This window comes from Rhizobium centroccidentale, from assembly GCF_030182565.1.
GTDB lineage: Bacteria > Pseudomonadota > Alphaproteobacteria > Rhizobiales > Rhizobiaceae > Rhizobium.
This window is the reverse complement of record NZ_JAQJCG010000003.1, coordinates 112,017-128,780: the sequence shown is the minus strand read 5'-3', so window position 1 is coordinate 128,780 and position 16,764 is coordinate 112,017. Positions and strand designations below refer to the sequence as shown.

Genomic DNA, 16,764 nt, shown 5'->3' with positions numbered 1-16,764 from the left:
AGCGCCAATTCAAATCTATACTTTGCTTCCCGCAGTAAAAACGGGAAACAAAGCCGCTCGCAAAATTGACGCGGAACCAATTACAGCCCGTCCCCGGTATGGACGGGCCGACAAACCGCCAACGATCTCGCAAGGGACTTTTGCCATGCCTTCTCTTCTCCGCAAACATCGCACAGCCGCCATTGTCGGCGCCGCTATCATCGTCGGGGCCGGCGCACTGCCTTTTGCCTTCAGCACATCCGCAACCGTCGCCTCGGCCGCCGAACCGGCCGGCATCATCGCACCCGGCGGCTCCTTCGCTCCGATCGTCGATGCCGACAAGCCGGCCGTCGTCACCGTCACCACCACCATGAAGGCGACCGATACCAGCGCCGACGGCAGCAACTCGCCGATGGACGAGCAGTTCCGGCAATTCTTCGAAAACCAGGGTATCCCCTTCCCGAAGCAGATGCCGCACCAGCAGCAGAGCCAGCGCGCCATGGCGCTCGGTTCCGGTTTCATCATCAGCCCGGACGGCATAATCGTCACCAACAACCATGTCATTCAGAATGCGGTCGACATCAAGGTGACGCTTGATGATGGCACCGAGCTACCGGCCAAGCTTTTGGGCGCCGATGCCAAATCCGATCTTGCCGTCCTGAAGATCAACGCGCCGAAGCCGCTCGCCACCATCGCCTGGGGTGATTCCGACAAGCTGAAGCTTGGCGACCAGATTCTCGCCATAGGCAATCCCTTCGGCATCGGCACGACCGTCACAGCCGGCATCGTATCGGCTCGCGGCCGCGACCTGCACAGCGGCCCCTATGACGACTTCATCCAGATCGATGCCCCCATCAACCATGGCAATTCCGGCGGCCCGCTGGTCGACCGCGAAGGCAATGTCGTCGGCATCAACACAGCCATCTACTCGCCGAACGGCGGCAGCGTCGGCGTCGGCTTTGCCATTCCTTCGGACGAGGCCAAGGCGATCGTCGCGAAGCTCGAGAAGAACGGCTCGATCGACCACGGTTATCTCGGCGTCGCCATCCAGCCGGTAACCTCGGATATCGCCAATGCCATGGGCCTCTCCCAGACCCAGGGTGCGCTCGTTGCCAGCGTCAACGATGATACGCCGGCCGCACGCGCCGGCATCAAGAGCGGCGATATCGTCACGGCCGTCGGGAACGAAGCCGTCAAGACGCCGAAGGATCTGTCGCGGCTCGTCGCCGATCTCTCTCCCGGCGACAAGCGTTCCATCACCCTGTGGCGCGGCGGCAAGAGCATGGATGTCAATGTCACCATCGGCGGCAATGACGACAGCAAGCAGGCCGCCAACGACGCCGGCGACGGCAAGGTGCTGCCCGCCAACCAGCCAAGCATCGGCGTCGGCCTTGCCAACCTCACACCCGATGTGCGTGAGCAGCTGAACCTGCCGCATGGCATCGAGGGCGCTGTCGTCGCCAGCGTCAATCCGGAGAAGCCCGCCGCTGCTGCCGGCATCCAGACCGGCGACATTATCGTTTCGGTCAACGACCAGCCGGTGCGCAACGCCCATGAGGTGCAGACGGCCGTTGCCAAAGCCGGCAAGGATGGCCGCAAGTCCGTCCTGCTCCTGATCGAGCGCGACGGCAACAAGACCTTCGTCGCCGTGCCGTTCTCGGCCGCATAAAAATTCTGGGACATTCTGCAATCGGCCCGCTTCCTACAGCGAAGCGGGCCGATTGCCGTTATCTCACCAGCAAGCCCTGGCGTTCAGCGATGCTGATCTTTGCCAACTCTACCGGCTCAAGCAGTCACGCTCGAACGTCTTCCTCGACCGAACGCTCTGAGGCGCTGAATTTCCACAGAAGAGGTTGCTCGCCTTTGACATAGGACTCTTTTTGTCCAAACTCTGCCTTTGTGATGGTACAAATAGCGCCGGAGCCGATTGAAACGGTCAGGCGGGAGGTTTAAACCGCGCCGGCGATATCAGTGGCCAGGCCTTAAAACAGGAATAAGCGGCGGCAGGAGTTGGAGTGACTGATCCATACGATATTCTCGGCGTTGCGCGCGATGCGGGCGAAGAGCAGATCAAGGCGGCTTATCGCAAGCGCGCGAAGGCAGCCCATCCGGATTCCGGCGGCGATACCGAAGCTTTCGCGCAGCTGCAGAAGGCCTACGAGCTTCTTCTCGATCCCGTACGCCGCAAGGTGTTCGACGATACCGGCTATGATGTCGAACTGACCGATGCCGTCGACCTGCAGGCGCTGGTTGCCATTGAAAAGCTGATTACCGAGATAGTGCTGGACGAGCGCGAACCGGGTACTTTCGATCCGGTCGCCAAGATGCGGGCGAGCCTTCTGGAAGAAATTCGCAAGGCAAATTTCAGCAAGAGCGAGCTCGAGCGACACTCCAATCGCATCGGCCTTCACCTCGACCGGCTGGGCAAGCGCCCCGGCAAGGACGTGGTCGGCCACATGCTGCGCGCCCGCATCAAGGCGATCGCCACCGCCATCAGCGAAACGGAAGCCAAGATCGGCGCCAGCGAACGCGCCTGCGACATGCTCGAAGGCTATCTATACGAGATGAACGAGCCTTTGGATGATACCGATGCTGCTCCCGAAATCGAATGGGACGAGCCAAGGGTCCGCTCGGCCGCGCAGTAGAGGCGGCGCTTTTCACCGCTCCAGGGAGACAAATTTCGCGTTTGCCTTGATCGCGAGATCACTTTCAGCAACGCAATGTTGCAATGCAACAATTCTCCCTAGACAAATCGAGGGGCTGGCCTAGATCAAGCATCCAACACGCCGTCCTGCTCCATCGAACGATGGCGAAGCGGCAATGGCGGGCGCCGGGACTCCGGTATCCGCCGCAGATCTAAAACGGCGAGGTATGCGATTGCTGGCGTCCGAAGCGGATGAAGTCGTCTTTGAACATCTGAGCGAAAACCGGTCGCGGGCCGCATTGAGGGGCGCATTCTGGTCGGCGCTGGATACGCTTATCCCGACGGCACTCAACAGCCTTGTCTTCGTCGTCACCTCCCGTTTCCTTCTGCCGCAGGATTTCGGTCTGGTAGCGCTCGCCTTCGCCATCGTCAGTTTCGCCTCCGGCTTCGGCCCGACGGCCTTCGGCGAGGCACTAATCCAGCAGAAATCCATTCGGCGCAGCCATCTCGATACGGTCTTCTGGCTATCCTTCGTCTCCGCAGCCATCCTCTATGCCGCGCTGTTTCTGCTTTCGCCATTTCTAGCTCATTGGCTCGGGCATGACGATATCGTCAAGCTGCTGCTGATCATCGGCCTGAAAATCTTCTTCGACATGATGATCATCGTCCCCAATGCACTGATCGGCCGCACGATGTCCTTCCATCTTGCTGCGGCCCGTACCGCGATCGCCACCTCTGTTTCGGCGGTCATCTGTCTCTCGCTGATCTTCGCCGGTTTCGGTCTGTGGGCGCTTGCGATCGCCCAGATCGCTGCACCGGCGGCCGCCTGCATCGCCGCTTTCTGGGGTGCAAAATGGCTGCCTGGCTTCAGAGTAAAGCTCTCGAGCCTGCGCGAACTGCTGCATTACGGCATCTTCGCCTCGGGCAACCGCTTCCTCCAGACCATGAATCTCGACCAGCTGATCATCGGCACGCTGGTAAGCCCGGCCGCTCTCGGTATCTATAATTTCGCCCGGCGGCTCTACGAGATGCTCAACAATGTCGTGGCGGGCGGTCTGAATTCCGTCAGCCACGTGCTGCTCTCGTCATTGCAGCATGATAAGGACAAAGTGCGCGAAGCATTCCTTATGGCGACCTTCGGTTGCTCGCTGGTATCTTTCCCGGCTTTCATGGGGCTCGCGGCGGTCGCCGACGATGCCATTCCACTGATTTTCGGACCCCACTGGGCGGCGGCCATCTGGCCGGTTCGCTTCTTCTGCGTCATCGGCCTGATGGCCGGCATCGGCATCATCCAGGCATCCCTGATCACCAGCCAGGGCAGATCCGACTGGTGGTTCTACTATCAGCTGGTGCGCAACGTCGTCTCGATCCTCACCGTGTTCGTTCTTCACCAATATGGGGTGGCGACCGTCGTCTTCGGACTCATGCTCGGAGTGGTGATGCTCTGGCCGGTGACGCTGTGGATGGTGTCGCGGTTGATCGGCCTCAGCATCGCGGAATATTTCGGTCAGTTCCTGAGGCCCATTGCCGCTTATCTCGGCATGCTTGTCGCCGTCGTGGCAATTTCGTCGGCCTTGATCGACCGGCCCCTTGCGGAACGCCTCGTCTGCGAAGTCCTGGTCGGTGGCCTCGCCTACTCGGGCCTCATCCTTCTCTTATGCCGGGAAAGGGTCCTCTTCCTCATGCGAACGACGCTGCAAGGCCGTCGCGCGAAGGCACAGTAGCAGTCATCGCGAATAGGGACGGAAGCAAGGCTCATTCCATCTCGCGATAGGAATACCAAGTCGGAAAGGCGCCTCATGACACTGGTTACGTTCATCATTCCCGTTCGGCATCAGGCCAATTCCAATGATTGGCCGGCATTGAAACGGCGGCTGTCGCAAACGATCGCATCGATCGCCGGCCAGTCCAACAGGAACTGGCGCGGCGTAGTCGTCGCCAATGAAGGCGCCGATCTGCCGGATTTGCCGCCGAATTTTACGGCAGAACGCGTTACCTTCCCGCCGAACCAGCTGCACGACATCAACGGTGCCGATCGCGAAAAGGTCTACGATGCATTCCGGCTGGACAAGGGCCGTCGTGTCTTAAGCGGCATGCTTTCGGCGCGCGAGACGCGTTTTTTCATGATTGTCGACGACGATGATTTCGTCAGCGCCAATATCGTCGATTTCGCAGCTCGAAATACCGATGCCAATGGCTGGAAAATCAACCGGGGCTATCTCTGGAACGAAGGCGGCAGGCTGCTTATGCATCACAATGATTTCGCCAATTATTGCGGAACGTCGCTGATCATTCGCTCCGATCTCTATCGCTTGCCGGCGACCTTCGAGGATGCCGAGGTCGATTACATCAAATCCATGCTCGGCAGCCACGTGCGCATCGGCAAGCTGCTGGCCGATGCCGGCTCTCCGCTCGGATCGCTGCCCTTCCGTGGCGCGATCTATCGGGTCGGCCATGCCGGCGCCCACAGCAAATCCTCCGGCCTGATCAGGACCCATTTTCTGAACCGGTCGGTACTCACAAGCCCCCGCCAGTTCCTGGGCAATCTTTCGCGGGTGCGCCCGCTCGATCGAAACTTGAGAAGCGAATTCTTCGGCGCGCGCGCCGCCGGATAGCGTAAGCGCAATCCTTTCCGCCCAACGAGGTTTCGACCAATGCCGGCCAATACGACGAAACACAGATATGCCGCCCTGGATGCGATGCGCGGCCTGGCGGCATTCGCGGTCGTCGTCTATCACCTCGACAGGCCCTATGCGCCTTCGGCCTATATCGCGGTCGATTTCTTCTTCGTGCTCAGCGGCTTCGTGATTGCCAGGGCCTATGGTGAAAAACTCGCAAGCGGCATGACCGTGCTGGCCTTCATGAAGGCTCGCTACGCGCGTCTCTATCCGCTCTTCCTCATCGGCAGCGTCTACGGCCTTGTGCAATTGCTGCTGCACTGGCAGGCATCCGGTGTCGGACGGGCCGATCTTGCCGCGAGCATCCTTACGACCATATTCATGCTGCCTTCGCCGAGTTTTCTGACGCGGTCGGCGGGCGATATCCTGGCGCTTTATCCGTTGAATGGCCCCGCCTGGTCGCTGTTTTGGGAGCTGCTGGCCAATCTCATATTCGCGCTCGTGCTGTTCAGATTGAAAACGCGGAGCCTGATCCTCATTGCCGCCGCATCTCTAGCGCTGCTGATCGTCTCGGTTTTTTTCCACAAATCGCTCGATCTCGGCTGGGAATGGCACTCGGTGGATGGCGGCTTTGCCCGCGTCTTCTTTTCCTTCACGCTCGGAATGATCATCTACCGGCTTCGAAGCAGCACCGCAATTGGCTGGACCATGAACAGCTATGCCGCCCTGCTGCCCATTGCGGCGATCTTAATCTTGCTGTTTCTCCCCACCTATTCGCTGAAATATGCGCTTGTTTTCTGCATCCTGATCTCGCCGCTCATCGTCCTTGCCGGCACGATGCTGGAACTGCCGGAGAGGCTGCAGCGGCTCGGCATCTTTCTCGGCTATCTCTCCTATCCCATCTATATGTGCCATCGCGGCTTCACCGAGATTTACGGGCATCTGATGCGCGATACCCACTTGCCGCAGCCCGTCTACATCGCAATCTATCTCGTCGCGATTTCCATCATCGCCCTCATCTCGGCCAAGCTTGCCGAAATCCTGGTTCGCTATATCGGTGCCTCGAAAGGCGCTCCCAAAAGCATCGAAGCCAGCCAACGCGGCTGACTGTTTCCGGGCGTTACGTGTGGACGGCGGCAAGTGCGATGGCATCGGCAACCTCGTCGCGCCGCTCCGAAAGATTGGCCGTGGCGACACGCAAGTGGCTGCTGGGCAGGATCGAGAACTTGGCACCGGGATGTACTGCGATGCCTCGGGCAGCTAGCGTCACCATTGCGAAGGGCTCGGAGGAGACCGGCACCCAGGCACATAATCCTTCTCCATGCCACGCATCGACGCCGCGCTCGCGAAGCGCATCGATGAGGCCTGCGCGGCGTTCCCGATAGGTCCTGCGGGCGTGATCGAGGCACGATGCCGTTGCCGGATCGCGCAGCAGCCAGGCGGCTGCCGCCTGCAGGATACGGCTGGTCCAGCCGGAGCTGAAGCTGCGATAGGATTGGATCTGGTCGACGATCGCCCGCGAACTCGACAAGACCGCGAGGCGTAGGTCCGGCCCGTGCGTTTTCGAAAATGACAGGATATGGATGACCCGATCGGGAAAGAGATGCCCGAGGGAATGACGTGGTGCCGTCGAGATATCGGCAATGCCATCGTCCTCGACGATCAGCGTATCCTTGTCGCGAAGGATCTCCACGAGGCTTGCCATGCGCGCCGGGCTCACGCTCTGGCCGGTGACGGAATGGATGCGCGGCTGGAAGATGAAAGCGACCGGGCGATATTTTAGCGCTTCCTCCAGCGAGGCCGGCAGCGGCCCCTCCTCGTCGCATTTCACCGGAATGATCCGTGCGCCACGATCCTCGAGAATATCGAGAAGCCGCATGCCCGTCGGATCTTCGATCGCAACGGCAGCGCCCGGCATGACGAGGGCGTTGATCAGGGTGTAGACGGCATTATAGCCGCCATTGGTCGCCAGAAACGCCTCCGGCTCGTAAGGCCACGTCTTCCTGACCTGCTCCTCCAGCTCCGGCAGGATGCGGCTGCGTTCATAGCTGTTGAGATTTTCTGCCGAGGCGCCATAGGCCATCGCCGCCTCCAGCTTTGGCAGCAGCCGGACATCGGGAACGGCTGCCGTCAGATTGAGGGCATCGGAACCGTAGTCGCCGACACTTGCCAGCCGCGCCGGCTTGGCGACGAAGCGGTCGCCGCTGACCCATGTGCCATTCCTGCCGCGTCCGCTGATGATCTTCTGACGTCTGAGTTCGCTCCAGGCTTCCGACAGGGTTGCCGGGCTCACGCCAAGGACAAAGGCGAGGTCGCGGATCGGTGGCAGCTTGGTACCAACAGGCAGGGCGCCGGCTCGGATGAGCGCGCTCGTTTCAAGCGCGATGCCGCGGATGGTCCGATCGCTCAATTTTGAGGCAAACCATTTTGCATCCCGTTCTTCGCTCATTTTCGCACCATTTTTAATGTTCAATAACGTAATAACATTTGATTACCTTATATTGAACATTTATTCGTTGAGAAAACAAGTTTTCCCGCGAGTGAATTTCATGCCCCTTACTCTCCGCCTTGCCCTTCGCGATTGGGACTACATGACCCCTCTGGTCCTGGGCGATGTCTCCTCCCCGAAACTCGACATCAAGGTGGACCGGGTCGGCACGCTGGTCTCGCATGTCGGCAAGAGCGACGCCTATGACGCCGCCGAAACCTCCTTCAGCCGCTACACGCAGCTGCGCATCGATGGCGACGACAGCGTGGTCGGCATTCCAAACTTCATCATGCGCGGCTTCCGTCACCGCTGCGTCATCACCACCAAGGACAGCCCGATCACGAGCTTTGCTGAGCTCGCCGGCAAGCGCATCGGCGTCACCGGTTGGCGCGACTCCGGCAATACCTGGACACGGGCAGCGCTGCGCCGAGAAGGCGTCGGCGTCGAAGATGCCAGGTGGTATGCCGGCCGCCTGACCGAAGCGCATCCGATCACCGATCGCCTCGACGGCTTCGGCCACCCCGGCCGCATCGAGGCAGCACCCGGCGAGAGGCCAATGGTGGACCTCCTGAAAGTGGGCGAGCTCGATGCGATCTTCACGCCCTTCATGCCGGATGGCTATTTCGCCGGTAATTCCAGCTTCCGCCAGTTGCTGCCGGATTTCCGCTCTGCCGAACATCGCTATTTCGCCGATGTAGGCTATGTACCGGGAATGCACCTGATCGGTTTCAAGGCGGCGTTTGTCGCCGAACATCCCTGGGTCGTGGGCGAGTTGAGCGCCCTCATCGATGAATCGCAACGCGTCTGGCTCAGCAAGCGGCGCAAATATGCCGACACCACGCCCTTCATGCTCGACGAACTGTTGAAATCGGCAACTGAGCTGCCCGAAGGCTGGGATGCGAGCGGCTTTACCGCCAACCGCAAGATGATCGCGGATTTCGCCGGGGAGCTGCATGTGCAGGGTATCCTGCCGCGGCTGATGACCCCGGAGGAACTCTTCCCGTTCGATGTCGACGGCAGCCGGACGAGCGCTGCCTGACCACCGACTGAAAATCAGAGACACAAAGCAAAAAGGGGAATGAACATGTCGCTGAAGAAAATGACCTACGTCGCCCTGGCAAGCCTGATGATGTCGGGCGCTGCCTTTGCCGAGGATGCCAGCCTGCCGAAACTCTCGGTCAACAAGGATCTGCAGGCCAAACTGCCGGAAGCGATCCGTACATCGGGCAAGATGATTTCCGTCAACAACGGCTCTTTCCCTCCCTATGAAATCGTCACCGGCACCAAGCTGACGGGCGCCAGTGCCGATCTGACCGATGCGATCGGCGAGGTGCTTGGCGTCAAGATCGAGCATGAAAGCGTCAGCGGCCTGCCTGCGATCCTCGCCGGCATCAATTCCGGCCGCTATCAATTCGCCTTCGGTCCGATCGGCGATTTCAAGAGCCGCGAGGAAGCCAATGACTTTGTTGACTGGGTACAGGAATTCGTCGTCTTCGCCGTCCAGAAAGGTAATCCGAAGGGCATTACGTCGCTCGACAGCGCCTGCGGCCAGCGCATCGCCGTCATGGCCGGTGGCTCGGCGGAAAAGGTGATCCAGGTGCAGGCCGAGAAGTGCAAGACCGACGGAAAGGGCGCGATCGAAGTTCAGTCCTTCACAGACCAGCCGAGCTCGATCCTCGCCGTCCGTTCCAAGCGTTCCGACGCCTTCTTCTCCTCGCAGGCGCCGCTCACCTATTTCGTCTCGCAAGCGAACGGCCAGCTGGAGCTCACCGGCGTCGGCCAGAAGAACGGCTTCGAGGATCTCTATCAGGGCGCCGTCGTGCCGAAGGGCTCGCCGCTCGGCCCAATTTTGAAGGATGCCGTCAAACTTCTCATGGACAATGGCACCTATGCCGCCATCATGAAGAAATGGGGCCTTGAGAACAACATGATCAAGGAACCGGGTATCAATCTTGGCGGGACATTGCCGAAATGAGTAGGAACGCCGGAAACATCGCATCGCCTTCAGGCGATGCGTCGGAACGGGATGTGGCGAATGCCCACACACCGTTCCCGAAGGGTCGTGTGGCGGCCTGGATCGTTACCCTTGCGATCGCGGCCTATTGGGCCTGGTCGGTCGCCCACAATGAAAACTTCGGCTGGCATGTCGTCGCACAGTATTTCTTCGATCCGGTCGTCATCAGCGGCCTGTATGTTTCGCTCGGGCTGACCGTCGTCGCCATGGTGCTCGGCATCGTCTTCGGCCTGTTGCTGGCGATTGCCCGCATGTCGAAGGACACGCTGGCAAGCACGCTCGCCTCGCTGTTCATCTGGTTCTTCCGCGGCACGCCGCTGCTCGTGCAGCTGATCTTCTGGTACAATCTTTCGACGCTTTTCCCGACGCTATCGATCGGCATTCCCTTCGGCCCGACCTTCGTCAGCTGGGATACCAATTCCGTCATCAGCCCGATGACGGCGGCGATCGCCGGCCTGGCGCTGAACGAAGCCGCCTATATGGCCGAAATCATCCGTGGCGGCCTGCTTTCGGTCGATAGGGGCCAGTTCGAGACCGCTGAAGCCTTCGGCATGACGAGAAGCCGGGCTCTTCGCCGCATCATCATCCCGCAGGCCATGCGCTCCATCGTGCCACCAACCGGCAACCAGCTCATCAGCATGATCAAGGCGACCTCGCTCGTCAGCGTCATCGCCATGGCAGACCTGCTCTATTCCGTGCAGTCGATCTACAACCGCACCTTCGAAGTCATCCCGATGCTGCTCGTCGCCGTCATCTGGTATCTGCTGATCACTTCGGTGCTTAATATCGGCCAGAGCTATATCGAGCGCCATTATAGCCGCGCCGACCGCCGCTCCGGTGGGACCAAGGCGGTAACGGAGAATGCGCCGGCACTCCTGCGGGTTCAGGAGGCGGGCTAATGAACGCTCCGATGAACTCAGTCGTCAACGTGACCCCATTGGTGCAGGCGCGCAACGTCCACAAGTCCTTCGAACATCTCGAAGTCCTGAAAGGCATCGACCTCGATGTGACGCCCGGTGAAGTGGTCGTCATCCTCGGCCCTTCCGGTTCCGGCAAGTCGACCTTCCTGCGCTGCATCAACCATCTGGAATCGATCAATCGCGGCTCGATCGAAGTCGATGGCGAGCAGATCGGCTATCGGTTGAACAAGGGCCGGCTGGTCAAATTGTCCAATCATGCGATCGCGCTTCAGCGGCGCAAGATCGGCATGGTGTTCCAGCAGTTCAATCTCTATCCGCATATGACGGCGCTACAGAATGTCATCGAGGCGCCGATCGGCATCCATGGCGAAAGCCGCAAGCAGGCAACCGAGAGTGCAATGGCATTGCTCGATCGCGTCGGGCTTTCGGCCAAGGCCAACAATTATCCGCGCCAGCTTTCCGGCGGCCAGCAGCAGCGCGTTGCAATCGCCCGAGCGCTGGCGATCAAACCGAAGCTGATGCTGTTCGACGAGCCGACGTCTGCGCTCGATCCGGAACTGGTCGGCGAAGTGCTCGCCACCATGCGTGACCTTGCCAAACAGGGCCTGACGATGATCGTCGTTACCCACGAGATCGGCTTTGCCCGCGAGGCTGCCGACCGTGTCGTCTTCATGGATGGCGGCAAGATCGTCGAACAGGGTAAGCCGGAAGATGTTATCGGCAATCCGCAGCATCCCCGCACCAGAAGCTTCCTGTCGCGCTTCATCTAGTGCGGCAGCTCCATTATCACGGAAGCCAGGACGCTTTATGGCGGATGGCGGCTCAAGCGAACCATTGGAATAGCCATGACCCTCGACAACGATTTCGCCCGCCTCTCGGACTTCGAGCCGATGAAGGCCGAACTGACGGGCATCCGCCAGCATCTCCACGCCAATCCCGAACTCTCTTTCGAGGAAGCGGAAACCGCACGTTTCGTCGCCGAGAAGCTGGAGGCCTGGGGCTACGAGGTCACCCGCAATGTCGGCGGTCATGGTGTCGTCGCGCGCATGACGGTTGGAGCCGGCAAGAAGAGCATCGCGATCCGCGCCGACATGGACGCCCTACCGATCACCGAGCAGACCGGCGCCACTTACGCCAGCAAGACGCCGGGCAAGATGCATGCCTGCGGCCATGACGGCCACACCACCATATTGCTCGGAGCTGCCGAATATCTCGCCCGCACCCGCCGCTTCAACGGCACCGTGAACCTGATCTTCCAACCGGCCGAAGAAGCGGGGGCCGTCAGCGGCGCTCCCGCAATGATCAAGGATGGCCTATTCGAACGCTTTCCCTTCGACGTCATTTACGGGCTGCACAATCACCCCGGTGCTGCGGAAGGCACCTGGCTGCTACGCTCCGGCCCGCTGATGGCGGCCGCCGACACAGTTGAGATTACCGTCATAGGCAAGGGCGGCCATGCTTCACGGCCGCATCTGACCGTCGATCCCGTCGTCGTCGCCTGCAACCTCGTCGTCAGTCTGCAGACAATCGTTGCCCGCAGCGTCGACCCGACCCAGACGGCGGTCGTCACCGTCGGCGCCATCCATGCTGGCGAGGCTTCGAACGTCATTCCGGAAAGTGCGAAGATGCTGCTCACGGTCCGCTCCTTCGATCCGAAGGTGCGCGAGCTGCTCGAGGCGCGCATCCGCAAGCTGACAGCGTCCATCGCAGAGGGTTATGGCGCAAGCGTCGAGATCGACTATGTCCACGGCCATCCGGTGGTCGTCAACTCGGAGAAGGAAACGGAATTCGCGCGTATGGTCGCCGAGGAACTTGTCGGCGCTGAGAAGGTCACCACCTGTGGTCTAATCCCCGGCAGCGAGGATTTCTCGCATTACCTGGAGCATAAGCCCGGCAGCTTCCTGCGCCTCGGCAATGGCTTGAATTCGGCCATCCTTCACAGCGCCAAATATGATTTCGCGGATGAAAGCCTTACCGTCGGCGCGGCTATGTGGGCACGTCTGACCGAGCGTTATCTCGACGCCTGAACCGGTTCCTATCTCGATCCCACGAGGGGGCCGGCGACGCCACGATAAACGACAGCCCTGGCAATAAGCCGGGGCTGGTCCATTTTCTGGATCTCATGGAAAAAGGCGGAATGCGATGCTTTCAATAGCGCCGCTAGCCCTGCGAGCGCGGTGCGATTCCTGCCCATATACTACTTATCGAGGGATCCGCAACTATCGCCCGTTGCGGGCGCTGTATTTGCAGGCGTTTCAGTTCCCAGCCCGGTTTCCAGCTGCACGTTCTGAGTCTGCATTACCCGCCATTCATTTTCGAGGCGATCAATCACATACGTAGGAATTTCATTTCTTACGTTTTCAAACTCTTGCATCACGACCTCCATTGTCATGCGTTATTGGCATGACATGGAGGAGTTTCTTTGTAAATCAAGCTATTAAACTATTTAAACGATTAAAATATTTTCAATCGTTTGAAATATTGCCTTCTGTGGAAAAGATTCCAACAGCGTTAATGCGCGATGCGGAGCCTATCGGCGCAAAGCCCGATCGACGGCTCCAAAGCCGGGGTGGCGAGCAGCCGACGGTTGCAGTTGGCCATCGCGCCCTAGGTCCTGTGCGCGCCACATCGAATCGTGATGTTGGCGCATAGCGTCGGCCGCCTCGCGCACCACTTCGGAAATCTGCATGAGCTGCTTGGCGAGAGGGCTCGTCCTGCGCCAGATCATGCCGATGGTGCGCGAGGGCTGTGGGCTTTGGAAGCGCACCGTCGACACCGAGGCCGAGCGGGTTTCCACCGCCACGGCCATCTCCGGTATCAAAGTGACGCCGATGCCGGCACTGACCATCTGCACCAGCGTCGAGAGCGAGCTGCCATCCATCAGCTCCCGCGGCAGGGCCGACTGGATGTTGCAGAAGGAAAGCGCCTGGTCGCGAAAGCAATGCCCTTCCTCCAGCAGCAGCAGCCGCATTTCGCGAAGCGCCTCGCGGTTGGGCACCGGCTTGCCCTCGTCCTCGCTTGGCCGCACCAATACGAAATTTTCCACAAACAGCGGCACTTCCGTTAGCGATGCTTCAGAGATCGGCAGGGCGACGATCGCCGTATCCAGCCTCCCCTCCTCCAGCTCCTCGACCAGTTTCGAGGTCAGTGTCTCGCGCACATGGATATCCAACCCGTCATAGATACGGGAGAGATTGCCGATGATGCTCGGCAGCAGATAGGGCGCGACCGTGGGTATGATGCCGATACGCAATCGGCCCACCGGCTGATTGCGTGACGCGCGGGCAAGATCTCCCAGCTCATCGACGGAGCGCAGGATGTCTCGGACGCGGATCGCGAAGGCTTCCCCGAAATTGGTCAGCCGGACCTGTCTCGCACCTCTTTCGAAGAGGTCGGTGCCGAGTTGCTCCTCCAGCTCCTTGATCTGCATCGACAAGGCGGGCTGAGAGATCGCACATAGATCGGCAGCGCGTCCGAAGTGGCCGAGCCGAGCCAGCGCTTCGAAATAGCGAAGCTGTTTGAGCGTGAAGTTTGCCATAAGCTCATCTTATCGCGTCAATCAGGAAATCCAACTTAAATTAATGGAAAGCCTTAGCTATAGTGCCGCGGCAGAGATGAGATGCGGCCGCCTGTCATATGGAGCTCATATTGAGAGCATTGACTGCGTTCAGTTCATCGATGCACGGGCCGGTCGGAAGGCAGGGGGACCCAAGCTTTGCCTGCTTCCACGTCTCCGTTTCACGCGAGGCCAGAATAACGAGAGATTCATGCGTCTGACATGTCGCTGCCATACCCAATTTGGAACCGGGCCATTCCCGGCGGGCTGGCAAAGCTCCTTCTCCGGTCGTCACAAATCAAATCATCGTAAGGGAGAGTATCATGGATACAAAAGTCGAAACTGCCGGCAAATGTCCGTTTCCGCATGGAAACACGAGCGTTTCCGCACGTTCGAACCGGGACTGGTGGCCGAATCAGCTGAACCTTCGGATTCTTCACCAGAATTCGGCGCTTTCCAGCCCGATGGGCAGGGCATTCAACTACGCCGAGGAATTCAAGAAGCTCGACCTGGAGGCCCTGAAGAAGGACCTCACGGTCCTTATGACCGATTCGCAGGATTGGTGGCCAGCCGACTTTGGTCATTACGGTCCGCTCTTCATCCGCATGGCCTGGCATAGCGCCGGTACCTACCGCACGGGCGACGGCCGCGGCGGCGCCTCCTCCGGCACGCAGCGTTTCGCTCCGCTCAACAGCTGGCCGGATAACGTCAACCTCGACAAGGCTCGCCGTCTCCTCTGGCCGATCAAGCAGAAATACGGCAACAGCATCTCCTGGGCCGACCTGCTGGTCCTGACCGGGAACGTCGCGCTGGAATCCATGGGCTTCAAGACCTTCGGCTTCGGCGGCGGTCGCGAGGATGTCTGGGAGCCGGAAGAAGACATTTACTGGGGCGCGGAAGATACGTGGCTCGGCGACAAGCGCTACAGCGGCGATCGCGATCTGGAAAACCCGCTCGCAGCCGTGCAGATGGGTCTCATCTACGTCAATCCTGAAGGACCAAACGGCAATCCGGACCCGCTTGCAGCCGCTCGCGATATCCGCGAAACCTTCGCCCGTATGGCAATGAACGACGAAGAAACCGTCGCCCTCATTGCCGGCGGCCACACCTTCGGCAAGACCCATGGTGCCGGCGATGCGGCCCATGTCGGTCCTGAGCCGGAAGCCGCCGGCATCGAAGAACAGGGCCTCGGCTGGAAGAACAGCTTCGGCACCGGCAAGGGCGGCGATACGATCGGCAGCGGTCTCGAAGTCACCTGGACCTCGACGCCGACCAAGTGGAGCAACAACTTCTTCTGGAATCTCTTCGGCTATGAATGGGAACTGACGAAGAGCCCGGCCGGCGCGCATCAATGGGTGCCGAAGCATGGCGCCGGCGCTGGCTCGATCCCGGATGCGCACGACAAGTCCAAGCGTCACGCTCCTGCCATGCTGACCACCGACCTCGCCCTGCGCTTCGATCCGGCTTATGAGAAGATTTCCCGCCGCTTCTTCGAAAACCCGGACGAATTCGCCGATGCCTTTGCTCGCGCCTGGTTCAAGCTGACCCACCGCGATATGGGCCCGCACGTGCGCTATCTCGGTCCGGAAGTGCCGAGCGAAGAGCTCATCTGGCAAGACCCGATCCCGGCTGCCGGTCCCGTGTCGATCGAGCCCAGCGATGTCGCCAGCCTCAAAGCCGAGATTGCTGCATCGGGTCTCACCATCCCGCAGCTGGTTTCGACCGCCTGGGCTTCGGCGTCGACCTTCCGCGGCTCAGACAAGCGTGGCGGTGCAAACGGCGCTCGCATCCGCCTTGCTCCGCAGAAGGATTGGGAGGCCAACCAGCCGGCCCAGCTCGCTTCCGTGCTGGCAACGCTGGAAGGCATCCAGAAGAAGTTCAACGACGCCCAGACCGGCGGCAAGACGGTATCGATTGCCGATCTGATCGTTCTTGGCGGCTCGGTCGCCATCGAACAGGCTGCGAAGAAGGCCGGCCATGATGTGGTCGTACCCTTCGCTCCGGGCCGCACCGATGCGTCGCAGGAACAGACCGATGTCGATGCCTTTGCCGTTCTCGAGCCGATCGTCGACGGTTTCCGCAACTATCAGCGGCGGGCCTACACCGTCTCTTCCGAAGAGCTGCTGATCGACAAGGCGCAGCTTCTGACGCTGACGGCGCCGGAAATGACCGCCCTCATCGGCGGCCTGCGTGTTCTGAATGCCAATGTCGGCCAGAGCCAGCACGGCGTCTTCACCAAGCGTCCGGAAACACTGACCAACGACTTCTTCGTGAACCTGCTCGACATGAGCACGGAATGGAAGGCGGTTTCGGATGCCAAGGACGTCTTCGAGGGCCGTGACCGGGCAACCGGCGACGTGAAGTGGACCGCAACGCGCGTCGATCTCGTTTTCGGCTCCAACTCGCAGCTGCGCGCGATAGCCGAAGTCTACGGCCAGTCCGATGCGGAGAAGAAGTTCGTGCAGGACTTCGTTGCGGCTTGGACCAAGGTCATGAACGCCGACCGCTTCGACATCGCTTGAAGTGACTGAATAACATGCCCGGA

At 60.2% G+C, this 16,764-nt stretch carries 14 protein-coding genes; 11 read left to right on the top strand and 3 right to left on the bottom strand.

Annotated elements, in window-relative coordinates; all coding sequences use genetic code 11:
• Window positions 1–145: 145 nt before the first annotated feature.
• From PH562_RS04525 to PH562_RS04505, 5 genes are all read left to right on the top strand, one after another.
• Complete coding sequence (locus tag PH562_RS04525) at window positions 146–1,648, top strand: DegQ family serine endoprotease (RefSeq protein ID WP_285171756.1); 1,503 nt, start codon at window positions 146–148, stop codon at window positions 1,646–1,648.
• A gap of 346 nt (window positions 1,649–1,994) precedes the next feature.
• Entirely contained in the window at window positions 1,995–2,624 is a 630-nt protein-coding gene (locus PH562_RS04520) for a DnaJ domain-containing protein (protein ID WP_113232887.1), read from the top strand.
• Between the two features lie 226 nt (window positions 2,625–2,850).
• Complete coding sequence (locus PH562_RS04515; protein WP_285171755.1) at window positions 2,851–4,347, top strand: lipopolysaccharide biosynthesis protein; 1,497 nt, start codon at window positions 2,851–2,853, stop codon at window positions 4,345–4,347.
• Window positions 4,348–4,422: 75 nt separating this feature from the next.
• Window positions 4,423–5,238, top strand: a complete 816-nt coding sequence (locus PH562_RS04510) for a galactosyl transferase (protein ID WP_285171754.1) — start codon at window positions 4,423–4,425, stop codon at window positions 5,236–5,238.
• Between the two features lie 39 nt (window positions 5,239–5,277).
• Window positions 5,278–6,348: an acyltransferase family protein gene (locus tag PH562_RS04505; protein ID WP_285171753.1), complete on the top strand. Its 1,071-nt coding sequence runs from the start codon at window positions 5,278–5,280 to the stop codon at window positions 6,346–6,348.
• A 13-nt stretch (window positions 6,349–6,361) separates the two neighbouring features.
• Here the strand turns inward: PH562_RS04505 and PH562_RS04500 are convergent, their stop codons facing one another.
• On the bottom strand, window positions 6,362–7,690 hold the full coding sequence (locus tag PH562_RS04500; protein ID WP_285171752.1) for an aminotransferase-like domain-containing protein: 1,329 nt from the start codon (window positions 7,688–7,690) through the stop codon (window positions 6,362–6,364).
• 100 nt (window positions 7,691–7,790) lie between these two features.
• Between PH562_RS04500 and PH562_RS04495 the strand changes: the two genes are divergently transcribed.
• From PH562_RS04495 to PH562_RS04475, 5 genes are all read left to right on the top strand, one after another.
• On the top strand, window positions 7,791–8,768 hold the full coding sequence (locus tag PH562_RS04495) for an ABC transporter substrate-binding protein (RefSeq protein WP_285171751.1): 978 nt from the start codon (window positions 7,791–7,793) through the stop codon (window positions 8,766–8,768).
• A 45-nt stretch (window positions 8,769–8,813) separates the two neighbouring features.
• Window positions 8,814–9,704, top strand: a complete 891-nt coding sequence (locus PH562_RS04490) for an ABC transporter substrate-binding protein (RefSeq protein ID WP_095437660.1) — start codon at window positions 8,814–8,816, stop codon at window positions 9,702–9,704.
• A complete protein-coding gene (locus PH562_RS04485) occupies window positions 9,701–10,642 on the top strand; it encodes an amino acid ABC transporter permease (RefSeq protein WP_285171750.1) in 942 nt (313 codons plus the stop codon). Before PH562_RS04490 ends, PH562_RS04485 begins: the two co-directional genes overlap by 4 nt.
• Complete coding sequence (locus PH562_RS04480) at window positions 10,642–11,433, top strand: amino acid ABC transporter ATP-binding protein (RefSeq protein WP_483315315.1); 792 nt, start codon at window positions 10,642–10,644, stop codon at window positions 11,431–11,433. The genes PH562_RS04485 and PH562_RS04480 overlap by 1 nt, the downstream gene beginning before the upstream one ends.
• A gap of 75 nt (window positions 11,434–11,508) precedes the next feature.
• Window positions 11,509–12,690 (top strand): M20 aminoacylase family protein, encoded by a 1,182-nt coding sequence (locus PH562_RS04475; protein WP_285171749.1) that lies wholly within the window; start codon window positions 11,509–11,511, stop codon window positions 12,688–12,690.
• Between the two features lie 170 nt (window positions 12,691–12,860).
• On the opposite strand, the gene PH562_RS04470 is transcribed toward PH562_RS04475, so the two are convergent.
• Complete coding sequence (locus PH562_RS04470; RefSeq protein ID WP_167078306.1) at window positions 12,861–13,037, bottom strand: hypothetical protein; 177 nt, start codon at window positions 13,035–13,037, stop codon at window positions 12,861–12,863.
• A gap of 156 nt (window positions 13,038–13,193) precedes the next feature.
• The gene (locus PH562_RS04465) at window positions 13,194–14,201 is read right to left on the bottom strand and encodes a hydrogen peroxide-inducible genes activator (RefSeq protein ID WP_113232878.1); all 1,008 of its coding nucleotides are present in this window, start codon (window positions 14,199–14,201) and stop codon (window positions 13,194–13,196) included.
• 341 nt (window positions 14,202–14,542) lie between these two features.
• Here PH562_RS04465 and katG point away from each other — a divergent pair, with 341 nt between their 5' ends.
• Complete coding sequence (katG, locus tag PH562_RS04460) at window positions 14,543–16,741, top strand: catalase/peroxidase HPI (RefSeq protein WP_285171747.1); 2,199 nt, start codon at window positions 14,543–14,545, stop codon at window positions 16,739–16,741.
• The last annotated feature ends 23 nt before the right edge of the window (window positions 16,742–16,764 follow it).